Consider the following 26,286-nt stretch of genomic DNA (forward strand, 5'->3'; position numbering starts at 1 on the left):
GGGTCTCAGCCCTTGTTGGCGGCCGGAGCGGAAGAGGCGGCAGGCGCGCTGCTGCTCTTGCCGGCTGAGCCGAGCGGGTCGTCCTGACGCTGGACGGCACCTTCGAAATGGGCACCCGACTCGATGGCGATTGTCTTGTGGATGATGTCACCCTCGACGCGTGCGGTCGATGTCAGGCGCACCTTCAGGCCACGGACGCGGCCGACGACGCGGCCATTCACGACGATGTCGTCGGCGATCACCTCGCCACGGACCACGGCGCTTTCGCCGACGGTCAGGAGGTGGGCCTGGATATTGCCCTCGACTTCACCCTCGACCTGGATGTCGCCGGTCGTCTTGATGTCGCCCTTGATCATGAGATCGGAGGACAGGGCCGACGGCGTCGCCTTGGGCTTGGCCGCACCGGCACCTGCGCCGAGGTCCAGACCGCTGGGCTTGGTCGGCGGCGTGGTCGCGCCCTGACCGGCCGGCATGGCCGGCTTGGTGGGGGCGTCGGTTGCGGGTTTGGGCGCGTCGCCTTGCTGCTTGTTCTTAGAAAACATCTCTACCTGCGCTGATGAAGGTTGCTGGGTCGAGGGCCGTTCCGCCGCGCCGGATCTCATAGTGGAGATGAACGCCGGTCGACCGTCCTGTGGTGCCCATATCACCGATGCGTTCCCCGCGCGAGACCCGTTGGCCTTCGGCCACGCGGATGCGGTTCAAGTGGGCGTAACGGGTTTCGAACCCGAAGGGATGGCGGATCTTGATGAGCTTGCCATAGCCCGATTGCCAGCCCGCATGGGTGACAGTGCCGGCTGCTGTCGCGTGGATCGGCGTGCCCCGCGCGGCGGCGAAATCGACGCCCGAATGCATCCGGCCCCAGCGCGGCCCGAAGCCGGACGTCCGCTTGTAGGAGCCGCGCACCGGGTGATCGAGGGGCAGGCTCTCGGCGACGATGCGGTGGAGGTCGATCTCTTCCATCTGGTCGAGAAGGCTGTTGGCGCGAGCCGTGTCCCGGTCGATCCGGGCCGAGGCGTCACCCCGGGTCGAGACGACCAGCGGCTCGATCGGACCGCCGGTCCCGGCATAGCCCTGGCGCACCTGGTCGATAATCGAGTCCGTGGACACGCCCGCCCGCTCGAAGACACGTCGCAGCGGCGTCAGCGACGTCTCCATCGCCTGCTCGAGCCGCGAGAAGATCCGGTCGTTGCGCTCCGCCATCAGGGCGGCGGCGACTTCCATGCGCTCGATTTCTGCATCGGCGGCCTCGGCGAAGACGAGAGCCTTGTCGCGTTCTTGCGCGGTGGATTCGAGCGCGGTGATGATCGCGTTAAGGGTCTCTTCGGCATCTTCGCGGCGGGCCTGCGCGTTGGCGGCGGCCTCTGGCGCGTCCTCGAGCCGGGCGAGGGCGACGCGCGTCTCTTCGCGGGCCGCATCGCGTTCGCCGACGGTGCGGCGCAGCGTGCGCTGAATGACTTCGATGCCGGTCTCGAGCTCTCGCACACGCTGCTCTGAGGCCAGAAGCGCCTCCTGCATCTCGGAGACTTCGTCGAGAGCGGTGTAGAACCGGGAGAGCGCCTGCTCCGCTTCGGTGGCGCGGGCGTCGCGTTCTCCCGAGAGGGCTTCGAGGCGGTGTTCGTAGGCGATCTGGGCACGGGCGGCCTGATCCCGGCCAGACCCTGCGGCGATGCCGTCGATGATGAAGAAGGCCGTCACGACCACCGACCAGCCGACGAGCACCGCGCCACCGACGAGCAGCCCGGCCTGGGTGCCCGGTCTCAGCCGGACGAACCGGGTGCCTTCGTCAGATTTGAGGTAGAGTCGCTGCTCGGGAAGCATCCCTTCCAGACGCGCAGATATCCTGTCGGACAGGCGTTGCCTCACGCTCCGTCCCTCCCATCCTTACGCGCATGTGGCAGCTGCATGCGTCGGTTCCGTTCCCCGGCCCCTTTTTCGTTGTTCCCCACGAGGCCGTTGAGGGCGGCTTTTAAGCGGAGCGGGCGTCTGCGGCAAGCATGCCGCCGGGGGAGGGCGCCGCCCTGCTGGTCGTGGGCAGATTCCCGCCGGAATCGATGTGTTTCGATCACGCGTCCTCGGCCAGGGGCCAGTAGAAATCCGGCGGCAGACCGGCATCGGCGCGGCGCGCCTCGTCGAAGGGGGGCTTGAGCGGGCCGTGGAAGTACCGTCGCACGAGAGCGTGGAAGGTGGGCTTGGGGTCGAGATCATCGCGGCCACACAGGAAGTGGAACCATTTCGAGCCGTAGGCCACATGGGCCACTTCTTCGGCCGAGATGACCTCCAGCGCGGCGACGGCCTGATCCTCGCCGTGCTTGCGGAAGACCTCGATCATGCCGGGGGTCACGTCGAGGCCGCGCGCCTCCAGCACCATGGGCACGACGGCGAGCCTACCCATCAGGTCGTCCTTCGTGTCCTCGGCCGCGCGCCACATGCCGGCATGGGCGGGCAGCGCGCCGTAATGGCTGTCGCGCGCCTCCAGGCAGTCGCACATCAGGCCGAAATGCTTGGCCTCGTCGTCGGCGGCCTGAACCCAGTCGTCGAAGAACCCCATCGGCAGGGGCACGTGGGCGAAGCGGGCGATCACGTCCCAATGCAGGTCGACGGCGTTGAGTTCGATATGCGCGACGGCGTGCAGCAGCGCCGTACGCCCCTCGGGCGAGCCGGGGCGGCGGCGCGGCACGTCGCGCGGGTCGAGCAGTTCGGGCGCGTCCGGCCGGGCGGGGCGGTCGGGGGGCGACGCCGTGCCAACCAGATGGGTCCCCGCCTCGCGTGCCGTGCGCCAAGCGGCCGCGTGGCGGCGGGACAAAGCGGCCTTGGCGCGGCCATCGGCGGTGCTCAGCACCTCGACGGCCGCCCGGGCGAGGGGGGTCACGCGCCGCGCCTGCCCGGAAGGGTCGTCCCCTGCCTCACGCCTTCACCGCATCGAGCACGGCTTCCGCATGGCCAGGCACCTTCACCTTGCGCCACACCTGTTTCACAGTCCCGTCCTCGCCGATGAGGAAGGTCGCCCGCTCGATGCCCATGTATTTCTTGCCGTACATGCTCTTCTCGACCCAGGTCCCGTAGGCCTCGCAGACGGCGCCGTCCTCGTCCGAGACCAGCGCGACCTTCAATCCGTGCTTGTCGCGGAACTTGTCGTGCTTTGCGACGGTGTCCTTGCTGAGCCCGATCACGGTGGCGTTCGCGGCCTCGAAGGCGTCCAGATGCTCTGTGAAGGCGATGGCCTCCTTGGTGCAACCCGACGTGTCGTCCTTCGGGTAGAAGTACAGGACCACCTGCTTGCCCTTCAGGTCCGACAGGGTGATCTCGCCACCGCCATCGCGGGGCAGGGTGAAGTCCGGGGCGGGCTGGCCGGGTTCGACTGACATGGCGGCTCTCCTGAAGGTTGCGTCGCGGATGGACTTGGAACCCGGGCCCCGGGGCGTCAAGGTCGGGACGTGAACCAGACCGCCCGCCCCCCCCGCCGGACCCTGCGCTATGCCGGCCTCCTGCTGGTGCTTCTGCTGGCCTTCATGGCGGGCAGCGCGTGGCGCCTGTCGCAGGCGCCCGTCGCCCTGCCGGGTTGGCTGGTAGACCGGGTGGAGCAGCGGCTGAACCGGGACCTGGGCGAGGCCGAGGCGCGGCTCGGGGGCATCGCGCTGGTCTACGACCTGGACGCGCATGCGCTCCGCCTCGCGGTGACCGGAGCGGCCTTGTCGGTCCGGGGTGCGGAGGTCCTGCGTCTGCCTGAGGCACGGGTGAAGCTGGACGGACCGGCGCTGCTGGGCCGCCGGATCCGGCCCGAGGAAGTGACACTCGCGGGGCTGGATCTGGACGTGGCGCGCGACGCCGAGGGCCGCTGGTCGCTGGCGCTGGGCGGCGGGGGCGGCACGCTGCCGCGGAGCGGAGCCGAAGTGCTGGCGCTGTTGGACGCCGTTCTCGACGCCGCACCGGTGACGGCATTGCGCGACGTGGCCCTGTCTGAGGTGAGTGTCCGGCTGAGCGATGCGGAGACCGGGTTGGCACAAGTCGTGACGGGGGCCGCGCTTCTGACGCGCGGCGGTGGCGGCATCACGGCGGAGCTCAGCGCTACGGCACCGCTGCCGGGCAGCGCCGTTGCCATCCGCGCGACGGCCGCTCGCGACGAGGACGGTCTGCGGGCCGAGATCGCGATCGACGGTCTGACGATCGGCGCCCTGGCGGAGGCGCTGCCGCAGGTGCCTGCGCTGACGCTGGGTCAGGGCGGCATGCAGGCGCGGGCCGCGTTCGGGCTTGGCCCCGACGGGGCGCCCGGGCCCCTGACCGGAAGCGTCGAGTTGCGCGACGCGCGCCTGACCGATCGCCCCCGGCTGGTGGCCGACCGGATTGCGCTCGGCTTCGCCTGGGTGCCCGGCCAGGACCGCATCGCGCTGGAAGAGGTCGTGCTGTCGGCGCCCGAAGCCGTCTGGGCCGCGTCCGGGCAGGTGATCTTCGAGGACGGGCTGACCGGTCCGGTGCAGTTGCAGCTGCGGCCGACCGAAGTGATCCTGCGCCCCGAGGAGATCGCCGAGGGCGGAGGCCTCGTCTTCGAGGACGGCACGGTCGAGACACGGCTGACTCAGTCTCCGCTGGCCCTGACGGTCGGGCAGGCGGTGCTGTCGGGGCCGTCCGGGACGGTCCGCGCCTCGGCGTCGCTGGCCTTCGCGGACGGCGGGATCGAGGGGCGCATCGAGGCCGCCGTGCCAAGCATCCGCGTGGCGGATCTGCGGCCGCTCTGGCCACCGGATCTGACGCCGGGCAGCCGGCGCTGGTTCTTCCGCAACATGCTGGACGCGCGGGCGCGGGACGTCCGCGCCTCGGTCACGATTACGCCGGGCAAGGCGCCGGTCGTCGGCGCGACGCTGAGCTACGAGGGGGCACGCTTCCGATACATGCGCTACATGCCACCGGCCGAGGACGCCTATGGCGCGATCCAGTTCACCGACGGACGGGTGGCGATCCGGGTGGATCGCGGCACCGTGCCGGGCCTGGGGCCGGGCGATGCACCGGGCCCCGGCGTGGGGCGGATCGACATCGCGGGCACCCGGCTGGTGATCCCCGACGCCTTGCAGCGTGACCCGCCGGCGGAACTGGAGTTGAAGGCACGGGGCGGGATCGGCGACGTGCTGGCCCTGCTGGACAACCGGCCCGTCCGCCTGCTGGAGCGGATCGACCGGACCCGCGAACTGGCGCGTGGGCGGACCGAGGCGCGGGTCACCGTCGGCTTGCCTCTGCGCGATGGAAACGCGCCCGCCGATATCGACTGGTCGGTCGATGCGGAACTCTTCGACGTGACCAGCGACCGGCTGGTGCCCGGGCGCCCCGTCGAGGCGGCGCGGTTGGCGCTGCGAGCTGATTCCACGGGCGTCGAGATCGGCGGGTCGACGCGCTTCGACGGCATCCCGTTCGACGGGCGCTGGCGCCAGGCGCTGCCGCCGCCTTCGACCGAGCCGATCGACCCGGAGGCGCCGCCTGCGCCCCCGCAGGCCCTGCCGGAGCCCGGACGGGTGCGCGGCACGGCGACGGCGACGCCCGCCGACCTTGCCCGCCTGGGCATCGCGGTGGATGCGGTAGAGCTTTCGGGACGCGCGCAGGTGGCGCTCGACATCACCTTGCAGGCGGGGGAGCCGCCGCGCCTGCGCGCTACGTCGGACACGGTGGGGATGGCGGCGCGGGTGCCCGCGATATCCTGGTCGAAACCGCAAGGCAGGTCGGCCACGCTGGAGGTGGAGGCGGTCCTGGGCGACGTGCCCGAAGTGACCGCGCTCAGCTTCGAGGCGCCCGGCCTGTCGGGAAGCGGGCGGGTGACACTGGCGCCGGGCGGCGCGCTGGAGGAGGCGGTCTTCGGATCGGTCCGTACGCCCTGGTTCCGGGGGGCGGTGACGTTCGACGGCCGGGGCGCCGGGGCCGCGCCTGCGATCCGCGTGACCGGCGGGACGGCCGATCTGGATGGCGCCCTGTCGGCGATCGGAGGCGGCGGCGACGGGGGCGATGGCGCGCCGGTGGTAATCGCCCTAGACCGGCTTCAGGTGACCGAGCAGATCGCGCTGACCGGCCTTCGAGCCCGGATCAGGAACGGGGCCGGAGAGTTCTCAGGCTCGGTCAACGGGGCTGCCCCGGTCGAGGGGGTACTCGCGCCGCGGGGTGGCGAGACTGTCGTTCAGGTGCGCACCGCCGATGCTGGACGGGTCTTGCGCGCGGCCGAGATGTTCAGCGACGCGCGGGGCGGCTCGATGACGCTGACGCTGGAGACCACGGCGCAGGAGGGCGTGCTGGCGGGCGCGGTGCGGGGGCAGGGGATCACCGTGCGGGACGCGCCGGCGATGGCGTCGCTTCTGCAGACGCTCTCGGTCGTGGGACTGGTGGAGCAATTGGCCGGACAGGGCCTGCCCTTCGAGACGGTCGAGGCCGATTTCACCCTGCGGCCCAATGCCGTGATCGTCCGTCGGGCCAGCGCGGTGGGTCCGTCGATGTCGATCACGGCGGACGGGGCCTACGACCTGAACCGCCGCGTGATGGACATGCAAGGCGTTGTTTCACCGATATATTTTGTCAACGGCCTGTTCGGCGCGCTGTTCTCGCGCCGCGACGAGGGGTTGTTCGGCTTCACCTACCGGATGACCGGGTCGGTCGTCGATCCGCAGGTAAGCGTCAATCCTCTCTCGATTCTCACGCCGGGACGGTTCCGCGACATCTTTCGCCAGGCCCCGCCTTCGCAGTAAGGGGCCGACCATGAAGCTGAGCGACTTCGATTTCAACCTCCCCGAGGATCTGATCGCGACGCGGCCCGCGCGGCCCCGGTCGTCGGCGCGGCTGATGGTAGTGGAGCCGGACCGGACGACGGATGCCGTCGTGACCGACCTCGTGGACTGGTTGCGGCCCGGCGATCGGCTGGTGCTGAACGACACCAAGGTGATCCCGGCGCGCCTGACCGGAGAGCGGGTGCGCGAGACGCGCGACGGGTCGGGCCGGGCGCGGGTCGAGTTGACGCTGGTCGAGGCGCGCGCCGATGGATCGTGGGAGGCGCTGGGCAAGCCCATGCGCAAGATGCGTGTAGGCGACCTGTTGCAATTCAACGGGTTGTCGGCCGAGGTTCAGAGCCTGGGTGAGCGTATCGTGGTCCGCTTCGACGCCGAGGGTGACGCGCTGGACGCCGCGCTGGAGCGGGCGGGCGACATGCCGCTTCCACCCTACATCGCCTCGAAACGGCAACCGGATCGGCAGGACCGGGACGACTATCAGACTATCTGGGCCCGCCATGCCGGGGCGGTCGCGGCACCTACGGCGAGCCTCCATTTCGACGCTCCGTTGCTGGAGGCGTTGCGGGCGCGGGGCGTGTCATTCACCGAAGTCACGTTGCATGTGGGTGCGGGCACGTTTCTCCCGGTGAAGGTGGAGGATGTGACGACCCATCGCATGCATGCCGAATGGGGCGAGGTCACGCCGCAAGCCGCGGAAGACATTGCAAAAACCAGGGACGATGGCGGTCGGGTGATCCCCGTGGGGACCACCGCTCTGCGCCTGATCGAAAGTGCCGCGCGGGGTGGCGGGATCGCGCCCTTTCGGGGCGAGACCGATATCTTCATCTATCCCGGGTTCGAGTTCCGCGTGGCAGATGGCCTGATGACCAACTTTCACTTGCCGCAGAGTACCTTGCTGATGCTCGTGAGCGCACTGATGGGACGGGAGCGGATGCTGCGAGCCTATGCCCACGCGGTCGAGAACCGGTATCGGTTCTTCAGCTACGGGGATGCCTCGCTGCTGCTGCCGCGCCGTTAACCTCTGTGCCCTGAGCGCCACAGATCGCGTGCACCCCCCGTGCACCCCCTGTGCAGACACTCGTCTGCACACGGCGCGTTAACTGTTCGGCGCGATAAGCAGCGACGCCGCCCCGCATCTGCCCGCGCCAGCCCGGGAGAGGCCGGATCTTCGCCGGACCATGGCCACATCGCTTGGGTCAGGATCGCGACCGCGTATCGGAGGCCGGCATGAGCATCGTCGCAAGTTTCCTGAAGGCGGTTGCCGCCATCCTGTTCCTTCTGGGGGTCGGGATCGGGATCGTGGGGCTTCAGTTTACCGGGAATGCCGGTCAGGGGATCATGGGGATCCTGCTGGTTCTGGCCGCGGGTGCGACAGCCCTGCTGGCGCGAGCGCTTGGCAGGCCGATGCCTGCGGCGACCGAACGGAACGCGCGCGGGAGATGGGGCGACGGGCTGCCGGACGAACCGACCGGGGCGCAGGCAAAGGACGTCCTGAGAGACGTCGTCGAACAGAACTCTGCCGTCCTTGCGCACGAGCAGGGCGATCTGCCCCATCATGCGGGGCCGGTGGCCCTCGAAATCGCGCTTCCGGGCGAGCCGGGATCCGATGGTGAGAGCTGGATCGGCGGCGAGCCGGCGCTGCCGGCCAACATGGACTGGCCGGTCTGCGGCGGCGTTCCCATGCAGTTCATCGCCCAGATCGCGCTGGAGGATCTGCCGGAGGAGACCTGGGGTGGGCTTGGTCCCCGGGCCGGATGGCTGGTCGTCTTCGCGCCGCTCGTCGGGCGGTTGGACCGGGATCTGGAGGTCTTCCATATCTGTCGGCCCGTCACGCCACGCCCCTATCCGCAGGAGCCGGCGGAGAAGCCCTATAGCGGCTATGGGATGGGCAAAGCGTTCGACCTGATGCGCGAAGTCGGGGTTCCGACGAGTCATATTCCCATGCGATGGCCCTTGCGGGTCGAGCGCATCGGGGAGGTGCCGCAGGATCGCTTGCCAAGAAGGAGCATGCTGCGGGCCGAGATGTCATCGCAAGTCTCGCTGGACGATCCTGCCTGGCATCCGTTCGACGGGGCGACGGCGCGGGTGCTGGTCGGCGCGGCACGGCGGACGCAGGACGACATGATCGGCCTCCGGGGCGGCTACAGGACCGGCGAGGACCCCGATCTGATCGCGGCGAGCCGCGCATCTCGCGAAGCGGCGATCACGGCACTGGACGATCTGGCGCGCGACCTGCCGGAGCCTTCCGAGCCTCTGGGCGAGGAGCAGCGTACCGCGTTGCTGGAGCGGCTGGATGCTATCCGGGTGATGACGGGCCGATGGGATCCGGGGGAAAAGCGGGCCGTGGCATCCGACCCGATCCCGGTCATGTCCGAGAATCCCGCCCGAACGAGCTACGCGACGGCTTTCGAGTATCTGGCGCGCGACCTCTACCGGCGCGACCCGAACGCGTTGCCGGATGCGCAACATGCCTCACTGGTCCGGATCTGGGGCGCTGACGCGGAGGCGGAGCGGGCCTATATGGGAGGGCCGGTGCCCGAAGGATACCCGTATTCCGCCGTGGGGACCCCCGCCTTGCTGCTGGAAGTGCCGTCGAGCGATCTGATCGGCTGGATGTGGGGCGACTGCGCGAAGCTGGGCATCTTCATCAAGGCCCCCGATCTGGCGGCGGGGCGGTTCGACCGGGCCTGGGGCGACGTTCTGAACTGACTTGGGGGCGGACGCCCATTTGCGACAAACGACACCGTGCCGGTGTCGCTTTCGGCGTGGTCCGGGCATGGCAGGGCGCGTAGGGGCGGGGCGAATCCGCGAGGTGCTTCATGCTGACCGTCATCCGCCAATCCTGGCCCCTGTTCATCGGCATCACGCTGCTGATGATCGGCAATGGCGTGCAGGGGACCCTGCTGGGCGTCCGGGGCGATCTGGAAGGCTTCTCGACGGGGGCGATGTCCATCGTCATGTCCTCCTATTTCGCGGGCTTCCTTTTGGGCAGCCGCTTCGTTCCCGGCCTGATCCGCAAGGTGGGCCATGTGCGCGTCTTCGCCGCCCTGGGCAGTCTGGCGAGCGCGGGGCTCATCCTTTTCCCGCTGCTGACGGAGGCCTGGGCCTGGATCGCGCTGCGGCTGCTGATCGGGTTCTGCTTCTGCGGGATCTACATCGTCGCGGAAAGCTGGCTGAACAACTCGACCACCACCGAGACGCGGGGGCGAGCGCTGTCGCTCTATATCATCGCGCAGATGGTTGGGATCGTGGCGGCGCAGGCGATCTTCGCCTTCGGCGACCCGTCGGGGTTCGAGCTGTTCGTCATCGTCTCGGTTCTGGTCAGCCTCGCCTTCGCGCCGATCCTGCTGGCGGCGACGCCCGTGCCGCCCTTCGAGCGCACCAAGCCCATGAGTTTCCTTGAGGTCTATCGCGTCTCGCCTCTGGGTGTCGTGGGGGTCTTCCTGATGGGCGGCTTCTTTTCAGCAGCCTTCGGGATGGTCGGCGTCTACGGCGCACAGGCGGGGCTGACGGGCGGTCAGATCGCGACCTTCGCGGCGGCGATCTATGTCGGCGGGATGCTGTTGCAATATCCGATCGGGTGGCTGTCGGACCGGACCGACCGCCGCCGCCTGATCGTCTCGAGTTCCGCGGTGGCGGCGCTGGCCTGCGGGATCGGCGCGCTGGGGCTGGGCGGTTTCCCGGGGCTGCTGGTCTCGGCCTTCGTGATGGGGGGGATGGCGAACCCGCTCTATGCGCTGCTCCTAGCCTATACGAACGACTATCTCGATTACGAGGATATGGCCTCGGCCTCGGCGCAGCTCCTGTTCGTGAACGGGCTGGGCGCGGTCGGTGGGCCGCTGCTGACGGGCTGGCTGATGGGGCTGGTCGGGCCGGCTGGCTTCTTCTTCTTCGTGGGCGGATTGATGGTCCTGATGTCCTGCTACGCGCTCTACCGGATGACGCAGCGCCCGGCCTATTCGGGTGAGGAGGCGGCGCCCTACGTCGCGGTCTCGCCAACGGTGACGACTCCGGTCACGATGGAGACCGTCGTCGAGGAATGGGAGGACCAGATCCACGGCGAAGACGCAGAGCCGGACGACCGCGCGGCCTGACCGGTGAACGGTTCGGCTTTGGCGGAGTTGGTCACGAGGAGGAATGCCGATGCCCGAACATGACGACGCCCGAGAGGTCCTGCGCTTCTGGCTGGAGGAATGCGAGCCCAAGGACTGGTATGCGGGGGGCGAGGAGCTGGATCAGACGATCCGCGACCGCTTTGGAGAGACCTGGGAACTGGCCGGACGCAAGGGATGCGACCGCTGGTGCGGCAACGCGCGGGGGACGCTGGCCTTCCTGATCCTGACGGACCAGTTCCCGCGCAACATGTTCCGCGGGACGGCGCGCGCCTTCGCCACCGACGCCATCGCGTTGCGGGTGGCGAAGCGGGCCATCGTCCAGGGTCTGGACCTTCAGATCGAGGGGCCGGCGCGGCAATTCTTCTACCTGCCGCTTGAGCATTCCGAGACGACGCCGGACCAGCATCGGGCCGTCGCGCTGATCCTGGAGCGGATGGACGCGCCGGAGACGCTGCTGCATGCGCGCGCCCATCGGGAGGTGATCCGGCGGTTCGGGCGCTTCCCCTATCGGAACGAGGCGCTGGGCCGCACGAGCAGCCCGGCCGAGGCGGAGATGGTCGAGGCAGGCGGATACAAGACCGTTCTGGAAGAGGTGAAGGCGGCGGCCTAGGGCCGGTTTCCAGGGCGGGCCGGGCGGCCCGCCGCCACCGGGTCGGACCTCACCGGGCCTGGGGCGCCAGGAGCCACGCGGAAAGATACCTCTTGAGCGGCTCGGCGATGCCCTGTGCGGCGTGGAGCGCGCAGAATCGCAGCGCGATGACCTGCATCGCGAAGGCCTGGATGCCCTCGGCCAGCACATCCGGCGGCACGTCCTTGCGGAACGGGCCGGACGCGATCCACGGGATCACGATCTCTCCCTGCCGGTAGAAGGTCCGGGCGATGGGCCCGATCTCTTCGATGGCGGCGGCGCCGGAGCGGCGCAGGATCACATCGAAGACGTAGCGCTCGCAGGACATGAAGGTGAGCATCGGCATCAGGCGATCCACAAGGTCGCCGACGTCGCCGGGCGGCGGCAGATCCTGGAGCGCGTCGATATGCGCATCAAGCCGCGCGCCGATCAACTCGTCCATCAAGGCATCCTTGTCGGCGAAATGGGCGAAGAACGTGCCCTTGGCCACACCGGCGGAGAGCACGATCTCCTCGACGCGGAGGGCGTCGAAGCCGGACCGCTCCACCAGCGCCTCGGCGGCGGCGAGGAGGCGGGCGCGGGTGCGCTGGCTGCGCTTCTGGACGGGGGCGGGCATGAGGGTTGGTCTCACACTTCCTGACCGCGGTCAAATTTCATATTGACCGCGGTCATCTTTTGGGTCCACGAATGTGACCGTGGTCAGTTTCATCGCATCGGAGGCCCCCATGACCGGCAAGCGCATCTTTATCCTGAACGGCCATCCGGGTGGCCGGTCCCTGTCGCGAGCCTTTGCGGACGCCTATGCCGACCGGGCGGCGGCGGCGGGCCACGACGTGCGCGTCGCGCATCTGGAGGATCTGGCCTTCGACATGGATTTCGGCGGCGGCGGCTATTCGGATTGGAAGCCGCTCGAGCCCGCTCTGGAAGGCGTGATGCGGAATATCGAATGGGCCGAGCACATCGTGATCGCCACGCCGATGTGGTGGGGCGGGATGCCCGCGAAGCTGAAGGGCCTGTTCGATCGCATTCTGTTGCCGGGACGCGGGTTCGACACGCGGGTGACGAAGATGGGGATGCCGACGCCGATGCTGGGCGGGCGCACGGCGCGGGTGATCGTGACCTCGGACACGCCGGGCTGGTATCTGCGCCTTGTGCATCGCAACGCGATGCTGCGGCAGATCGGCGGGCACGTGCTGGGCTTCGTCGGCATCCGGCCGACCCGGTTCACCTATTTCGCGGGGGCGACCGACGCCGCGCCGGGCCGCGTCGCGGGCTGGGTCGAGCGGGTCGCGCGGCTGGGCGCGGCCGGGGCCTGAGCCCGAAGATCGGCCCGCACGGACCCGGCGCGCAGGGCGCCGCCGGGTCGAAGCACGGGTCCGGATCACCTTACCGTGGGGTAAGGATGTCCTGACTAGAGCCGCGCCGCGGCGCAGCGTATCCCTTTTTCATCAAAGCCGACGTGAGTTCGGCGACGTCTCCCAGATCCTGGCGGCCTCTCGGGCCGGACCGGCGATCCTCTCCGTCTGTCGGGGTGGGGGCGGGACCGCTTTGCCTGCCGGGCCGTGCCGCATCGCGTGCCGGACCGGTCCCAGTGAATTTGAACGTATTACAGCTTTCGGAGCGTCCGTCATGTTGCGCGTAACCAGTTCTTCCCTGAAATCCGGCGCCGCCGCGCTGATCATCTTCGCCACCGCCCCGCCGGCCTCGGGCCATGAGGCGTGGCTGCTGACCCCGTCGGAGATCGAGGCGCTGGCCCTGACGCCCGTTCCCTTCGTCTTCGCCTCGGTCGCCGTCCTCGGCCCGGCGGCCGGTCTGGCCCTGCTGGCCGCTGCTGTGGCTCTGGCGCTGGAGGGGCGGTGGGCGACCATCGAAGAGCGCGCGTCGCCCTGGCTGCGAGGCCTCGTGCCCAGCTTGGGCGCGGCTGTCCTGCGCGTGGGGCTGGCGGCGATGTTGCTGCTGGCCGCGACCGGCGGGCTGCCGCGCCACGGCACGGCGCCCTGGACGCAATCGACCTTGCTGGTGCCGGACATGCAGCTTTCGCTGGCGCCGGGCTGGGACATCCTGATCGTGGTGCAGGTCGCGCTGGCCCTGATCCTGCTGCTGGGGATCGGCACGCGGCTGGCGGGCGGTGTGCTGGTCTTGCTGTCGGGGCTGGGTCTGTGGGTCTTCGGCGCCGAATTCCTGTCCTACGCGCCGCATTTCGCCGCGCCCGGCCTGATGCTGATGGTGATCGGCGGCGGGGCGTGGTCGGCCGACGCATTGATGCGGCACGACGCGCCGGATCCGCTGACCGGCCCGGCTGCCGAGGCGCTGTGGCGCGGGGCGCGGATCCTGGTGGGTGCGGGCTTCGTCTACCTGGCGGTGGCCTACAAGCTGACGCAGCCGACGCTTCTGATCGCGATCCTGGATCACGGGGACTTTCCGCGCTTCGGAATGACCTACGACGTGATCGCACTGATCATGACCGGGGTGGAGATCGTCTGCGGCGCGCTGTTGGTGATGGGCCGTCTGGTGCGGCCGGTGGCCTTGGTCATCCTGGGAGCGATCAGCTTTCTGGCCGTGGTTCTGGGCGAGACGCCGCTGTTTCACGCGAACCTCTACGGCGCACTCTTCGTCTTTGCGCTGGCGGGGGCGCGGGCGCCCGGGCCGCGCCCCTCGCGCGCCGCCTGGAGGATGGCATGATGCGCCGTATCCTGTCGCGCCCCTTCGCTCCGGTTCTGGCACTGGCCGGTCTGCTGACGAGCCTCGCCGTCGCCGCGCCGATCTACAACGCGGGAGGGGGCGCGCCCCGGGCGGTGTTTCTGGAATTGCCCGCCCGTCTGCCCGAGCCGGAGGTCGCGCTGCGCGCCGACCCGCTGCCCTCGGGGCGGTGGCGCCTGACACTGGCAGCCAGGCATTTCCGTTTTACCGACATCTGCGTGCTGGAAGCCGAGGCGGTTCCGCTGGGCCATGCGCATATCGTCCATGACGGCGTGAAGCTGGCGGCGGCTTACGCGCCGATCGTCGATATCGGCCCCCTGCCGCCGGGACGCCACCGCATCGAGGCGGTACTGCGCGCGCAGGATCACCGGGCGATCCTGGGGCGCGGCGGCCTGATCAAGGGCGCAGTCGTGATCGAGGTGCCGGAGCGGGCGGGCGGGGTCTGACCCCCCGCCGCCCGCCGCGTGAGGGAACCTTGCGGGAGGGCCGATCGTTTTGAGCCCGGAAGACCCGCACCAGGAGAACCGCACATGACCCGCACTTATCTGACCCATTCGATGCTCGCCTGGATCTCGATGGCGCTGATCGCCGTGGGCCTGCTGATTCCGTTCTTCGCGCAACTCGTCGTCGCCTTGCCGGTCTGGCTGGTGCCGGTGGGCTATTTCCTGGCCTTGGCCGGGTCGGCCCTGCTCTTCGTCGGCTGGGTCCGCTGGAAGGTCGCGCATCCCGAAGTGCCGCGCAGCTGAGCCTGCGGCCATGCGTCCCGCACGAGGCGGGTTTGACGGGGAACCGCTGGCGGCGGTGCCCCGTTTCGCGTTAGTCCACCCTTGAACGATTACGGGAGGAAGCCGCCATGGCCACGAAATACGACATGATCGTCATCGGCGCGGGACCGGGCGGATACGTCGCCGCGATCCGGGGGGCGCAATTGGGCCTGAAGGTCGCCTGCATAGAGCGGGAGCATCTGGGCGGCATCTGCCTCAACTGGGGCTGCATCCCCACGAAGGCGATGCTGCGAAGCTCGGAGGTGTTCCACCTGATGCACCGCGCCAAGGAGTTCGGGCTGAAGGCGGACGGGATCGACTACGATCTGGACGCGGTGGTCAAGCGCTCACGCGGCGTGGCCAAGCAATTGTCCGGCGGGATCGGCCATCTGTTCAAGAAGAACAAGGTCACCTCGATCATGGGCGAGGCCAAGCTGGCCGGGAAGGGCAAGGTCTCGGTCAAGACCGAAAAGGGCACCGAAGAATTGCAGGCGCCCGCCATCGTCGTCGCGACCGGCGCGCGCGCGCGGAACCTGCCCGGGCTCGAGGCCGACGGGGAGCGGGTCTGGAACTACAAGCACGCCCTGCAACCGCCGCACATGCCGGAAAAACTGCTGGTGATCGGCTCGGGCGCCATCGGGATCGAGTTCGCCAGCTTCTACAACACGCTGGGCGCCGAGACGACGGTGGTCGAGGTGATGGACCGGATCCTGCCCGTCGAGGACGAGGAGATCAGCGCCTTCGCCAAGAAGCAATTCGAGAAGCAGGGGATGAAGATCCTGCAGAAGGCCATCGTCAAGGAGCTGGACCGCGGCAAGGATAAGGTGGTTGCGACTATCGAGTCGAACGGCAAGGCCGAGAAGCACGAGTTCGACACCGTGATCTCGGCCGTGGGCATCGTCGGCAATGTCGAGGGGCTGGGTCTCGAAGAGGCTGGTGTGAAGGTCGAGAAGTCCCACGTCGTCACGGATGAGTATTGCCGGACGGGGGTCGAAGGGCTCTACGCCATCGGCGACATCGCGGGCGCGCCTTGGCTGGCGCACAAGGCGAGCCACGAAGGCGTCATGGTGGCCGAGCTGATCGCGGGCAGGAACGACGTGCATCCCGTCCGCCCCGAGAGCATCGCGGGCTGCACCTATTGCCATCCACAGGTCGCCAGCGTGGGTCTGACGGAGGCGAAGGCCAAGGAGGCCGGGCACGACATCAAGGTCGGGCACTTCCCGTTCATCGGCAACGGCAAGGCCATCGCCCTGGGGGAGCCAGAGGGCATGGTGAAGACGATCTTCGACAAGAAGACCGGCGAGTTGCTGGGCGCCCACATGATCGGCGCCGAAGTGACCGAACTGATTCAGGGATACGTCGTGGGGCGCCAGCTCGAGACGACCGAAGAGGATCTGGCGCATACGGTCTTCCCGCATCCCACGCTGAGCGAGATGATGCACGAGAGCGTGCTTGACGCGGACGGGCGGGCGATCCACTTCTGAGATGCGCGCCGGGCGGTGCAGGGCCGGACAGGCGACCTGCATCGCCCGGCGCTGATCGCAGGTCCGACGACGTTACCGCCCGGCCCGACCGGGCGGTTTTCGTTCGGGGCAGGCGCGATCGCCTGTTTCGGCGAGAGGTCGGACGGGCCGTTCCTATTCCCAGCAGCTGACGAGGACGGTCAGGCCGGCGGCGCGGCGGGACAGGTCTTCGGGGGCGAGGGTCGGGGTCGGCTGAGCCTCTGTCGCTGGGATGCCCGCCTCGCCCAGCACTGTCAGGATGGACCGCGCCTTGACCGCGAACGCGACGTCGCCCGGCAGGGCACGCGCGCCTTCGTCCGGGGCGGGCAGCAGCATTCCGGTCACCCGTCCGGCGCCGTCGAGGACGGGGCCGCCCGCATCGCCGTCCTTCGATTCGAGCGACAGGCGCAACACGTCGGGAGAGCCGTCGAGGCCGCGCACGTCTTCGAGGGTGCCGAAGCTGAGCGTCGCGGCGCCGAGGACGCCACCGAACGGATAGCCGCCCACCGAGACGTCCGAGCGGAGGCGGCCTTCGCCCGGCGCGAGGGTGGCGACCTCGACAGGCGCGATGCGGGCGAGGGGCGTCAGCACGGCAACCCCGTCGCGATCCACGGCGACCTGTGCCTCATGCAGGCGGTCGAGCGTGATCCGCCCGCATCCAGCGACCGTCTTGGCCGCGGTGACGACGGCGCCTTGCGGGTTCACGAAGAAGCCCGAGGCGGAGCGCAGCGGTTTGCGCACTTCCAGGCCGGAGACCATGTCGAAGCTTTGTGCTGCCGGATCGAAGCCCGCCTCCGGATCGAGCGGGCGGCCGACCGAAGCCAGCGTTTCCTGCATGATGGGTAGGGCGCGGCTGGCCAGCGCCGCCTGTTCCGGCGGCCACGAGAGGATGTAGCCCAGGATGTGCCCGTCCTCGAGCCTTGCGAAGACCTGTGTGGTGCGGCCGTCCTCCTGACCGGTGATGCGGAAGCTGTCGCGCAACTTGCCGCGCTCGCCTTCGGGCGGGACGATGTCGAGGGTCTGGAGGATCTCGTAAAGGCCGGCGAGCCGCCCCGCATCGCCGGGCTGCGAGATCAGCGAGAGGCGAACGCCGGAGCCGTCCTTCGGTTGGTAATGCACGAAGGGCGCCTCGATCCGGTCGTAGCTGACCAGACCCAGCGGGGCCGTCAGGGCGATGCCGGCGCGGTCCAGCCGCAAGGGCTCCAACCCCAGCGCGGCCTGGGAGGTGCGCAGGTCGTCGAGGAGTTCGGACCGCTGCCGGGTCGTCAGGATGCCGGTAACCTCGTAGCCCTTGGCGTCCTGCCATTCGCCCATCGACCGGCGGGTGCCGCGCCCGAAGGCGCCGTCGATCCGCGCGGTGTAGAAACCGAACCATTGCAGGGCGCGCTGAAGATCCTCTCGTTCGAGCCGCGTCAGGAGTTGTTCGGAACGGCGCGCCTCGCGGGGGGTCTCGTCGGGTTCCGACAGCAGGATCAGGGCGCCGTTGTCGGAGGCGGGACCGGTGGCATTCCCGGACTGGGCCTCGGGCAGGGCGGGCGTGATCGGGATCGCAGGCGCGGCCGCGCGGGCGCCGGTGGGCCAGAACTGGTCGCGATAGGCCTGCTCCTTCGCGGTGTAGCTGTCGCGCGGAATCAGACCTTCGCTGCGCAGGCGGCGAAGTGCCGCGGCGGCCTCGGCCTCGGTCGCGTAGGGGCCGATGGCCAGCGCGTACCAGCGGCGCGACAGCTCGAACCCGTTCACGTTGGGCAGGATCCCTTCATAGGCCTGCGCACGCTCCTGCGCTTCGGTCAGGGACCGGTGTGCCTCGATCTGCACGTAGTTCTCTGCAAGCGCCATCGGAGCGGCGGCCACCGCCGCCAGGAAAGTCAGGACCCGCATCGCGTCCTCCGCACTCGAACCTGTTGGCGGAGGTTTTCGGCCAAAGGCACGGGAATGGAAACAGGACAAGGCGTCCCGCCCCCCATCCGGGGCGCGTTGACCGTCCATCTGTTGCAGCATAGACGCGGCGGCGCGCATTCGGAGGCCGCCATGTCCGACATTCCCAGATCGTTCCAGGAGATCATCCTGCGGCTTCAGGCCTATTGGGCCGCGAAGGGCTGCGCCGCGCTTCAGCCCTACGACATGGAGGTCGGTGCGGGCACCTTCCACCCGGCCACCACCCTGCGGGCGCTTGGGCCGACGCCCTGGTCGGCGGCCTATGTCCAGCCGTCGCGGCGCCCAACGGACGGGCGCTATGGCGACAGCCCGAACCGGCTGCAGCACTACTATCAGTATCAGGTTCTCATCAAACCGTCGCCGCCCGACCTGCAGGAGCTTTATCTCGGCTCTCTGGAGGCGATCGGGATCGACATGGAGCTCCACGACATCCGCTTCGTCGAGGACGACTGGGAATCGCCCACTCTGGGCGCCTGGGGCCTGGGCTGGGAAGTCTGGTGCGACGGCATGGAGGTGAGCCAGTTCACCTATTTTCAGCAGGTCGGCGGCCACGATTGCCGCCCCGTCTCGGGCGAGTTGACCTACGGGCTGGAACGGCTGGCGATGTACGTGCTGGGCGCCGATCACGTGATGGACATGCCGTTCAACGCGCCCGACGCACCCATTCCGTTGACCTATGGCGACGTGTTCCGCGAGGCGGAGGCGCAGTACGCACGCTGGAACTTCGACGTGGCCGACACCGCGACCCTGATGAAGCATTTCGAGGACGCCGAGGCCGAGTGCCGCCGGATCCTGGACGCGCCCGCCGACGATCCGCGCACGGGGCGCCGCATCGTGATGGCGCTGCCGGCCTACGACCAGGCGATCAAGGCGTCGCATCTGTTCAACCTTCTGGATGCGCGGGGCGTGATCTCCGTGACCGAACGGCAGGCCTATATCGGCCGTGTCCGGACGCTGGCGAAAGCCTGTGCGGATGCCTTCCTGCTGACGGAGGCGGGTGGCGCGGCGGCCTGAGGGGCCCGCGGCCGTCGCAGGCCCCCCAGCGCGAAACGGTTTCGTAAGGTCAGGTCCCTAACGTCCGACAGGCGGGCGAGTCGGTGGGTCTGATGCCGAACCGCCTCCGCGCCTGCATCCCCGAAAGGGGACCCCACCAGCTCGCGGTGTTGCGGCCCGCGCGGCCCCAGCCCGTGACGGACCGACGCCATGATCCTGCTGCCCCAATCCCGTCTTGATCGACGGCCCGATCCCGACGATTTCGCCATTCGGCGGCCGATCGGACCCGTCTCCGATCCGATCGCCGGTAAAGGCGACGATTGTTCCCGCTTTCCGTCCCGGAATCACCAACCGATGCCCCAGATCCCGCCGCGATCCCGCCACGGGGAGCCGGGATACTGTTTCCGATTTCCAGTCGAGGCCGCCGCAATGTCAGCCATCCTTCGCCATTCAGACTTCCTTCCCTCCTCCTCCGAGCGGGTGCTCTCCCCGGCGGCGCGCGGCCTTCTGGACGGGCTGATCTGCGGCCTGAAACCGGGCGACGTCGCGATTACCTGCGACGACACGCCGCTTGCCCGCGAACTGGCCGAGACCGGCGCCACGATCCTGGCCTTCGCTTCCGATCCCGACGCCCATGACACGCTGGCCGCGAACCTCGCGCGGTTCCCCAACGCCGTGCCCATCGCCGCGATGCCTGTCGCCGCGCCCGCACCCGCGCCGAAGGCCCCCACACTCTCCGCTGCGCAGAACCGCCTGCGGGTCGCCCGCACCCAGCCCCGGGTCGAGGAGGCGCCGGCCGTGCGTCACATCTGCCTGCGCGCCGTCCTGACCGATCTGAACGCCCGCCGGACGCCCTCCGTCCTGCGGGACGACCTTCGGGCGCATCGCGCGCCCGACCGCCTCTCGCTGCTGCATCTCGACCTCGGCGCGCGCAGCTGGACGGGCCTGACGGCCCTGCAAGAGGCGGGACTTTTGGGCAATGTGGGCTGTATCCTAGTGCCGCCGGCCACCAGCCCCGTGGCCCAGGCCGCCCGCGATCGCCTCGCGCCAGAGGTGGCGGGCCGGCTGGGCCGCCGCTTGCGTCTCGACTGGGTCTGACCGGCCCGCGGCCCGCTTGCCCCCGACCGCCGCGCGCGCTACCCGGCGCGCGGACAGGAACAGGGGTCGGTATTGGGCAAGGTCGTCGTCATTCTTCTGCTGGCAACCGCCATCTTGGGCGGCGTGGGCATCTGGTATACCCAGACATGGGCCTTTTGGGCACCGGTCGAGGGGCCCGTCACGCTGACGCTGGCCGAGGGCCAAGACCTGATGATGCTGCCGGCCAGCGATGTGAGCGCGATCCGCTCCGCCTCCTCGCCGCTGGGCTTCCGCGCCTGCTTCACCCACGGCCTCGACACGGGCGCGTTGGCCGACACCCTGCCGGCCGAGCGGCGCGAGGGCGTGGCCCCAACGGTCGCGCCCGGATGGTTCGATTGCTTCGATGCAGCCGCCATCGGGGCGCTCTTGGAGGAGGGCGGCGCGCGGGCCTACACCGCCTATCCCAACGTGGCGTACGGGGTGGACCGGATCGTGGCGCTGGCCCCCGACGGGCGCGGCTGGGCCTGGCACGAGCTCAACGATTGCGGCGACCGCGCCTATGACGGCTCCCCGCTGGGGCCGGCCTGTCCCGACCGCGAGACCTTCACCCCACTCGTCGAGGGGAGCCTCTGATGCCCGATCTGCTGATCGAACTCTTTTCCGAAGAGATCCCCGCGCGGATGCAGTCGAAGGCCGCCGCTGACCTCAAGCGTCTGATGACCGACGGGCTGGTCGAGGCCGGGCTGACCTATGAGGGGGCGGTGGCCCATGCCACGCCCCGGCGTCTGGCGCTGTCGGTGCAAGGCCTGACCGCCGAAAGCCCGACCACCACCGAGGAGCGGCGCGGCCCCCGGGTGGATGCACCCGAGAAGGCGATCGAGGGCTTTCTGCGGTCCACCGGGCTCGCGCGCGAGGATCTGACCGAGGTCGAAGAGAAGAAGGGCACCTTCCTGATGGCCCGGATCACGAAGCCCGGCCGCCCCGCCGCCGAGATCGTGGCCGAGGTGCTGGAGCGGACGATCCGCGATTTTCCTTGGCCCAAATCGATGCGCTGGGGGGCGGGCAGTCTGCGCTGGGTCCGGCCCCTCCGGCGGATCCTTTGCATCCTGACCGACGAGGAGGGTGCGCGCGTCGTCCCCTTGACGGTCGACAGGATCGAGGCGGGCGACGTGACCGAGGGCCATCGCTTCATGGCGCCGGGTGCGTTTTCTGTCGCGTCCTTCGACGATTACGAGGCGAAGTTGAAGCGCGGCCACGTCATCCTGTCGGCTGAGGAACGGGCCGAGGCGATCTGGCAGGAGGCGACGAACCGTGCCTTTGCCGCCGGCCTGGAGGTGGTCGAGGACAAAAGCCTTCTGGCCGAGGTGGCGGGGCTGGTGGAATGGCCGGTCGTCCTGATGGGTCGGATCGGCGAGGCATTCCTGTCGCTGCCGCCCGAGGTGCTGCGGACCTCGATGAAGGAGCATCAGAAGTTCTTTTCGGTGCGCGACAAGGCCGGGCGGATCGTCCGCTTCGTCACAGTCGCCAACCGCGAGACGGCGGATGATGGTGCCCTGATCCTGGACGGCAATTCGCGGGTCCTCTCGGCGCGGCTGGCCGATGCGGCGTTCTTCTGGGAGAACGACCTGCGCGTGGCGCGCGCGGGGATGGGCGAGTGGCTGGAGAAGCTGAGCTCCGTTACCTTCCACGCCAAGCTGGGCAGCGTCGCCGACCAGATCGAGCGCATCGCGGCGCTGGCGCGGGAAATCGCGCCGTCGGTCGGGGCCGACCCCGACCAGGCGGAGCGCGCGGCGCGGCTGGCCAAGGCCGACCTCGCCTCGGAGATGGTCTACGAGTTCCCCGAATTGCAGGGCATCATGGGCCGCTATTATGCCCTTGAGGCGGGCGAAGCGGACGAAGTTGCGGACGCCGCCCGCGGCCACCGCGCGCCACTGGGGCCTTCCGACGACGTCCCGACCGAGCCGGTGAGCGTGGCCGTGGCGCTGGCGGACAAGCTGGACACGCTGACGGGCTTTTGGGCGATCGACGAGAAGCCCACAGGGAGCAAGGACCCCTACGCGCTGCGGCGGGCGGCGCTGGGGGTTATTCGTGTCGTATTGGAGAAGCAGCTACGCTTTGGTCCGCCACTACGTGATCTTATCTTCATGCATTCCGCGAAAAGTGTCGGACGCCTCATGGCAGACCAAAGCTTTGATGGAGTCCACGAAGCGTTCGAACTACTCGCCAACAAGATCGATGATGAACTCCTCGCCAATTTCGCTGATCGAGCTGAAGAGATTATTCAAGAGCGTGCGGGTATACACGCTCCGCCGACACAGCGTCGAACCGATGTCAAACGCGGGATTCAATTAGCCGACGACCTCCTCTCCTTCCTCCACGATCGCCTCAAGGTTCATCTTCGTGAGGAGGGCGTCCGGCACGACGTGATCGACGCCTGTCTGACGGGGGATCGGACGGACGATCTGGCCGATCTCGTGGCGCGGGCGCGGGCTCTGAACGCGTTTCTGGCGACGCCGGAAGGCGAGAATCTTGTGCAAGGCTACCGGCGGGCGAAGAACATTCTCACCCAGGCCGAAGAGGCGGACGGCGTTGAATATTCCTATGGCGGCGAGGCCAAGCTGGCCGAGACCGAGGAGGAGCGCGCGCTTTTCGCCGCGCTGGAAGAGGCGCAGCCCCGGATCGACGCGGCCCTCAAGGCCGAGGAGTACGAGACGGCGATGTCCGGCCTCGCCCATCTGCGCGCGCCCATCGACGCGTTCTTCGAGGCCGTGCAGGTGAATGCCGAAAACCAGGTCGTGCGCCGCAACCGCCTGAACCTGCTGAGTCAGATCGTGCGGACCTGCGAGAGCATCGCCGATCTGAGCCGGGTGGAGGCATAGCAGGCCAGGCCCGGCACGCCTGTCTGCATCCCGTCGCGCCGGTGTGCTGGCTGCCGGGATGCGCCCCGACATGTGGTCCTTCCGACCCGCCGGTGCAGAGATCGGGCCGGCACAAAAGTCGGTGTTTGGGGCGCTAGAGAGGATCGGTTAACGACACCGTGGCATTTTAGCGCTATTGCCGCACTGCGGCATCATGCTATGCTGCAGTTGCGAGGACCAGATATGCTCGACACGCCCGGCTTTACCGAGATCACGTCGACCGCCGACATCGCGGCGGGCCGTCATGGGCGTCGGGCCAAGTGCCTCCAGCGGCTGATCCGCATGGATCTGCCGGTGCCGCCGACGGTCGCCATCGCCTTCGACACGGTCCGGGCCATCGCGGAGGGCGACCTGCCCGATCTCTCGACCCTGTTGAGCCTCTTTGACGGGCAACCGATGCTGTTGTCGGTCCGTTCATCCTCGGAGACGCCGGATTGGGGCGGGCCGGGCGCGGTGCTGGGCATCGGGATGAACGACGCCGCCCACGCCATCCTGTCGAACACGCTGGGCCACGATGCGGCCGATGCGGCCTATCTGCGCTTCATCCGGACCTTCGCCACCGAGGTCATGCGCCTGGACGAGGACCCTTTCGAAGGTGTCGAGGACCCGGCGAAGGCGCGGGCGCTCTACGAGGAAGAGGCGGACGAGCCGTTTCCGCAGGACATCCGCGACCAGCTTGCCGCCGTCCTGCGTTCCATGGCGCGGGCCTGGGAAGGCACGAGCGCGCGGCTGCTGCGCGAGGCGCAAGGCGCGCCGGTCGATGCCGGGCTCGGTCTCGTCGTGCAACGGATGGCGCAGGGGATGGGGGCGGGACAGTCGGGTTCCGGCGTGATCCAGTTCGTCGACCCCGAGACCGGAGAGCCGCAGATTACAGGCCGTTATCTGGGGCAGGCCCTTGGGCGAGATGCGCTGCACAAGGCGGATGCGCTGTTTCTGCGGCGCGACCCGCGCGGGCCGTCGCTGGAGGAATTGCTGCCGGAGGTCTTTGCCGAGCTGGTGGAGGCCGGGGCCGCCTGCCGCACGCGCCTGCGCGAAGAGATGCAGATCGAGTTCACGATCGACCAGGGGCGCCTGCACATTCTGGACGCGGTGCGCTGTCCGCGCGATGCGCGCGCCTCGGTCGCGATCGCCACGGCGCTGGCGCGCGACGGCATCATCCCGCGCGCCGAAGCCGTCGAGCGGGTGACCCCGGCCACGCTGGCGCGCCTGTTGCACCGGCAGATCGCGCCGGGCGTGGCACGTGACCTGCTGGCCAACGGGATCGCCGCCAGCCCGGGCGCGGCCTCAGGCCGGATCGTCTTAGACAGCGCGGCCGCGCAGGCGGCTCTGGCGCGGGATGAGCCCTGCATCCTGATCCGACGCGAAACGACGCCGGACGACGTGCGCGGCATGCACGCCGCCGATGGCGTCCTGACCGAACGCGGTGGCATTACCAGCCACGCCGCGGTGATCGCCCGGGGTCTGGGGCTGCCCTGCGTCGCTGGGGCCACGTCGATCCGCGTGGACGAGCGGAAGGGCACGGTCATCTTCCCCGGCGGCCTGAAGTTGCAGGCGGGGGACGAGATCACGTTGGACGGCGCGACCGGAGAGGTCCTGCGCGGCGTCGTCGCTATGCAGGAGCCGCAGCTTGGCGGGCCCTTCGCCGACCTGATGGCGTGGTCCGACCAGATCCGCGACATCGGCGTGCGGGCGAACGCGGACACGGTCGCGGATGCGACGCTGGCCCGGCGTTTCGGCGTAGACGGGATCGGCCTGTGCCGGACGGAGCACATGTTCTTCGATCCCGCGCGCCTGACGGTCGTGCGCGAGATGATCTTGGCGGAGAATGCCCGCGACCGCGAAGCCGCTCTGGCCCGCCTTTTGCCGATGCAGCGGGCGGATTTCACCGAGCTTTTCCAACTCATGGACGGTCTGCCGGTCACGATCCGGTTGCTGGATCCACCTCTGCATGAGTTCCTGCCAGCCGAAGGCGAGGGGATGCGCGCCCTGGCCGAAGCGCTGGATCGGCCTCTATCGGAGGTGAAGCGGCGTATCCGGTCGCTGCAGGAATATAACCCGATGCTGGGGATGCGGGGCGTCCGGCTGGGCGTGTCCGTGCCCGAGATCTACGACATGCAGGCCCGTGCGATCTTCGAGGCGACGGCGGATGCCATGCAGAATGGCGCGAAGGTCGTGCCCGAGATCATGATCCCCCTCGTGACCGCCCGGCGGGAGGTCGAATTGGTCGGCCGCAGGATCGAGGCGATCGCGGCCGCCGTCCGGCGCGAGCGAAGGGCGGTGGTCGAGTACCGGCTGGGCGTCATGGTCGAGACGCCGCGCGCCGCCTTGCGGGCGGCCGAGATCGTCGAGGGTGCGTCCTTCCTGAGCTTCGGCACGAATGACCTGACGCAGATGACCTACGGGCTGTCGCGGGACGATGCGGGACGTTTCATGTCGGCCTACGTCAACGAAGGGGTGTTCCAAGAGGATCCGTTTCAGACGCTCGACGTGGACGGGGTCGGCGAGTTGCTGCTCTTGGGCGCGCGCCGGGGTCGCGAGGCCCGCCCGGATGTCACGCTCGCCCTGTGTGGAGAGCATGGTGGCAATCCGGAATCGGTGGCCTTCTGCCGATTTGCCGGGTTCGACTACGTCTCCTGCTCTCCGTTCCGGGTCCCGATTGCCAAATTGTCGGCCGCGCAAGCCACGATTCTTGCCAAGGGGGGCGAACGGTCGCAGGCAGATTGATGCCGACCCTCAGGCTTTCTGCGCGGATTTTCGCAGATATTCGCCTGTAGGATGTAAATTGTTTCCGGAACCAATTCGGTCGACGTGTTGCACATCCGCCAGCCCGTTGGCAGATCCCCGGCCATAGACAAATGGGGTGGACAGTTAACGGTTCCGAAAAGCCTAGAAGCTAGAC

The 26,286-nt window shown here is 69.0% G+C and carries 21 protein-coding genes; 15 read left to right on the top strand and 6 right to left on the bottom strand.

Features of this window, described 5'->3' with window-relative positions; all coding sequences use genetic code 11:
- Positions 1–5: 5 nt before the first annotated feature.
- The 4 genes from jaqu_RS04545 to bcp all read right to left on the bottom strand — a co-directional run bounded on the left by jaqu_RS04545 (position 6) and on the right by bcp (position 3,365).
- Complete coding sequence (locus jaqu_RS04545) at positions 6–542, bottom strand: bactofilin family protein (protein WP_043917761.1); 537 nt, start codon at positions 540–542, stop codon at positions 6–8.
- Entirely contained in the window at positions 532–1,863 is a 1,332-nt protein-coding gene (locus jaqu_RS04550) for a M23 family metallopeptidase (protein WP_052500774.1), read from the bottom strand. The genes jaqu_RS04545 and jaqu_RS04550 overlap by 11 nt, the downstream gene beginning before the upstream one ends.
- 199 nt (positions 1,864–2,062) lie before the next feature.
- Positions 2,063–2,869: a ferritin-like domain-containing protein gene (locus jaqu_RS04555; RefSeq protein ID WP_043917763.1), complete on the bottom strand. Its 807-nt coding sequence runs from the start codon at positions 2,867–2,869 to the stop codon at positions 2,063–2,065.
- Positions 2,870–2,903: 34 nt separating this feature from the next.
- A complete protein-coding gene (gene bcp / locus jaqu_RS04560) occupies positions 2,904–3,365 on the bottom strand; it encodes a thioredoxin-dependent thiol peroxidase (RefSeq protein ID WP_043917764.1) in 462 nt (153 codons plus the stop codon).
- A gap of 69 nt (positions 3,366–3,434) precedes the next feature.
- On the opposite strand from bcp, the gene jaqu_RS04565 reads away from it, so the two are divergent.
- From jaqu_RS04565 to jaqu_RS04585, 5 genes are all read left to right on the top strand, one after another.
- Entirely contained in the window at positions 3,435–6,716 is a 3,282-nt protein-coding gene (locus tag jaqu_RS04565; protein WP_043917765.1) for an AsmA-like C-terminal region-containing protein, read from the top strand.
- A 10-nt stretch (positions 6,717–6,726) separates the two neighbouring features.
- On the top strand, positions 6,727–7,773 hold the full coding sequence (gene queA, locus jaqu_RS04570) for a tRNA preQ1(34) S-adenosylmethionine ribosyltransferase-isomerase QueA (RefSeq protein ID WP_043917766.1): 1,047 nt from the start codon (positions 6,727–6,729) through the stop codon (positions 7,771–7,773).
- Between the two features lie 209 nt (positions 7,774–7,982).
- Positions 7,983–9,464 (top strand): DUF1963 domain-containing protein, encoded by a 1,482-nt coding sequence (locus jaqu_RS04575; RefSeq protein WP_043917767.1) that lies wholly within the window; start codon positions 7,983–7,985, stop codon positions 9,462–9,464.
- Between the two features lie 110 nt (positions 9,465–9,574).
- Positions 9,575–10,849: an MFS transporter gene (locus tag jaqu_RS04580; protein WP_043917768.1), complete on the top strand. Its 1,275-nt coding sequence runs from the start codon at positions 9,575–9,577 to the stop codon at positions 10,847–10,849.
- A gap of 49 nt (positions 10,850–10,898) precedes the next feature.
- The gene (locus tag jaqu_RS04585) at positions 10,899–11,480 is read left to right on the top strand and encodes a DUF924 family protein (RefSeq protein WP_089268393.1); all 582 of its coding nucleotides are present in this window, start codon (positions 10,899–10,901) and stop codon (positions 11,478–11,480) included.
- A gap of 49 nt (positions 11,481–11,529) precedes the next feature.
- Here jaqu_RS04585 and jaqu_RS04590 read toward each other — a convergent pair whose 3' ends face one another.
- A complete protein-coding gene (locus jaqu_RS04590) occupies positions 11,530–12,114 on the bottom strand; it encodes a TetR/AcrR family transcriptional regulator (protein WP_043917770.1) in 585 nt (194 codons plus the stop codon).
- Between the two features lie 109 nt (positions 12,115–12,223).
- On the opposite strand from jaqu_RS04590, the gene jaqu_RS04595 reads away from it, so the two are divergent.
- The 5 genes from jaqu_RS04595 to lpdA all read left to right on the top strand — a co-directional run bounded on the left by jaqu_RS04595 (position 12,224) and on the right by lpdA (position 16,446).
- Entirely contained in the window at positions 12,224–12,814 is a 591-nt protein-coding gene (locus jaqu_RS04595) for an NAD(P)H-dependent oxidoreductase (protein ID WP_043917771.1), read from the top strand.
- Positions 12,815–13,127: 313 nt separating this feature from the next.
- Positions 13,128–14,180: a hypothetical protein gene (locus jaqu_RS04600; protein WP_052500775.1), complete on the top strand. Its 1,053-nt coding sequence runs from the start codon at positions 13,128–13,130 to the stop codon at positions 14,178–14,180.
- Positions 14,177–14,644: a hypothetical protein gene (locus jaqu_RS04605; protein ID WP_141134350.1), complete on the top strand. Its 468-nt coding sequence runs from the start codon at positions 14,177–14,179 to the stop codon at positions 14,642–14,644. Before jaqu_RS04600 ends, jaqu_RS04605 begins: the two co-directional genes overlap by 4 nt.
- An 84-nt stretch (positions 14,645–14,728) precedes the next feature.
- Positions 14,729–14,944, top strand: a complete 216-nt coding sequence (locus jaqu_RS04610) for a hypothetical protein (protein ID WP_043917772.1) — start codon at positions 14,729–14,731, stop codon at positions 14,942–14,944.
- A gap of 107 nt (positions 14,945–15,051) precedes the next feature.
- Positions 15,052–16,446, top strand: coding sequence for a dihydrolipoyl dehydrogenase (gene lpdA / locus jaqu_RS04615; RefSeq protein ID WP_043917773.1), 1,395 nt, complete (start codon positions 15,052–15,054; stop codon positions 16,444–16,446).
- A 153-nt stretch (positions 16,447–16,599) separates the two neighbouring features.
- Here the strand turns inward: lpdA and jaqu_RS04620 are convergent, their stop codons facing one another.
- Complete coding sequence (locus jaqu_RS04620; RefSeq protein WP_043917774.1) at positions 16,600–18,342, bottom strand: serine protease; 1,743 nt, start codon at positions 18,340–18,342, stop codon at positions 16,600–16,602.
- 150 nt (positions 18,343–18,492) lie between these two features.
- Here jaqu_RS04620 and jaqu_RS04625 point away from each other — a divergent pair, with 150 nt between their 5' ends.
- From jaqu_RS04625 to jaqu_RS04645, 5 genes are all read left to right on the top strand, one after another.
- Positions 18,493–19,413 carry a glycine--tRNA ligase subunit alpha gene (locus jaqu_RS04625; protein ID WP_043917925.1) on the top strand — a complete coding sequence of 307 codons (921 nt, stop codon included), beginning with the start codon at positions 18,493–18,495 and terminating at the stop codon, positions 19,411–19,413.
- A gap of 408 nt (positions 19,414–19,821) precedes the next feature.
- Entirely contained in the window at positions 19,822–20,490 is a 669-nt protein-coding gene (locus jaqu_RS04630; RefSeq protein ID WP_141134351.1) for a hypothetical protein, read from the top strand.
- 72 nt (positions 20,491–20,562) lie between these two features.
- On the top strand, positions 20,563–21,102 hold the full coding sequence (locus jaqu_RS04635; RefSeq protein WP_043917776.1) for a DUF6446 family protein: 540 nt from the start codon (positions 20,563–20,565) through the stop codon (positions 21,100–21,102).
- The gene (gene glyS, locus jaqu_RS04640; protein WP_043917777.1) at positions 21,102–23,348 is read left to right on the top strand and encodes a glycine--tRNA ligase subunit beta; all 2,247 of its coding nucleotides are present in this window, start codon (positions 21,102–21,104) and stop codon (positions 23,346–23,348) included. The genes jaqu_RS04635 and glyS overlap by 1 nt, the downstream gene beginning before the upstream one ends.
- A 222-nt stretch (positions 23,349–23,570) precedes the next feature.
- On the top strand, positions 23,571–26,111 hold the full coding sequence (locus jaqu_RS04645; RefSeq protein WP_084629393.1) for a putative PEP-binding protein: 2,541 nt from the start codon (positions 23,571–23,573) through the stop codon (positions 26,109–26,111).
- Positions 26,112–26,286 lie beyond the last annotated feature (175 nt).

The organism is Jannaschia aquimarina, assembly GCF_000877395.1.
Lineage (GTDB): Bacteria > Pseudomonadota > Alphaproteobacteria > Rhodobacterales > Rhodobacteraceae > Jannaschia > Jannaschia aquimarina.

What these genes read in the sequence shown, in the direction of transcription:
- jaqu_RS04585 (WP_089268393.1), top strand. Translation starts at nt 10,899, where the DNA reads ATGCCCGAACATGACGACGCCCGAGAGGTCCTGCGCTTCTGGCTGGAG.
- jaqu_RS04545 (WP_043917761.1), bottom strand. Translation starts at nt 542, where the DNA reads ATGTTTTCTAAGAACAAGCAGCAAGGCGACGCGCCCAAACCCGCAACC.
- glyS (WP_043917777.1), top strand. Translation starts at nt 21,102, where the DNA reads ATGCCCGATCTGCTGATCGAACTCTTTTCCGAAGAGATCCCCGCGCGG.
- lpdA (WP_043917773.1), top strand. Translation starts at nt 15,052, where the DNA reads ATGGCCACGAAATACGACATGATCGTCATCGGCGCGGGACCGGGCGGA.
- jaqu_RS04595 (WP_043917771.1), top strand. Translation starts at nt 12,224, where the DNA reads ATGACCGGCAAGCGCATCTTTATCCTGAACGGCCATCCGGGTGGCCGG.
- jaqu_RS04600 (WP_052500775.1), top strand. Translation starts at nt 13,128, where the DNA reads ATGTTGCGCGTAACCAGTTCTTCCCTGAAATCCGGCGCCGCCGCGCTG.
- jaqu_RS04575 (WP_043917767.1), top strand. Translation starts at nt 7,983, where the DNA reads ATGAGCATCGTCGCAAGTTTCCTGAAGGCGGTTGCCGCCATCCTGTTC.
- jaqu_RS04625 (WP_043917925.1), top strand. Translation starts at nt 18,493, where the DNA reads ATGTCCGACATTCCCAGATCGTTCCAGGAGATCATCCTGCGGCTTCAG.
- bcp (WP_043917764.1), bottom strand. Translation starts at nt 3,365, where the DNA reads ATGTCAGTCGAACCCGGCCAGCCCGCCCCGGACTTCACCCTGCCCCGC.
- jaqu_RS04580 (WP_043917768.1), top strand. Translation starts at nt 9,575, where the DNA reads ATGCTGACCGTCATCCGCCAATCCTGGCCCCTGTTCATCGGCATCACG.
- jaqu_RS04610 (WP_043917772.1), top strand. Translation starts at nt 14,729, where the DNA reads ATGACCCGCACTTATCTGACCCATTCGATGCTCGCCTGGATCTCGATG.
- jaqu_RS04645 (WP_084629393.1), top strand. Translation starts at nt 23,571, where the DNA reads ATGCTCGACACGCCCGGCTTTACCGAGATCACGTCGACCGCCGACATC.
- jaqu_RS04630 (WP_141134351.1), top strand. Translation starts at nt 19,822, where the DNA reads ATGTCAGCCATCCTTCGCCATTCAGACTTCCTTCCCTCCTCCTCCGAG.
- jaqu_RS04620 (WP_043917774.1), bottom strand. Translation starts at nt 18,342, where the DNA reads ATGCGGGTCCTGACTTTCCTGGCGGCGGTGGCCGCCGCTCCGATGGCG.
- jaqu_RS04590 (WP_043917770.1), bottom strand. Translation starts at nt 12,114, where the DNA reads ATGCCCGCCCCCGTCCAGAAGCGCAGCCAGCGCACCCGCGCCCGCCTC.
- queA (WP_043917766.1), top strand. Translation starts at nt 6,727, where the DNA reads ATGAAGCTGAGCGACTTCGATTTCAACCTCCCCGAGGATCTGATCGCG.
- jaqu_RS04605 (WP_141134350.1), top strand. Translation starts at nt 14,177, where the DNA reads ATGATGCGCCGTATCCTGTCGCGCCCCTTCGCTCCGGTTCTGGCACTG.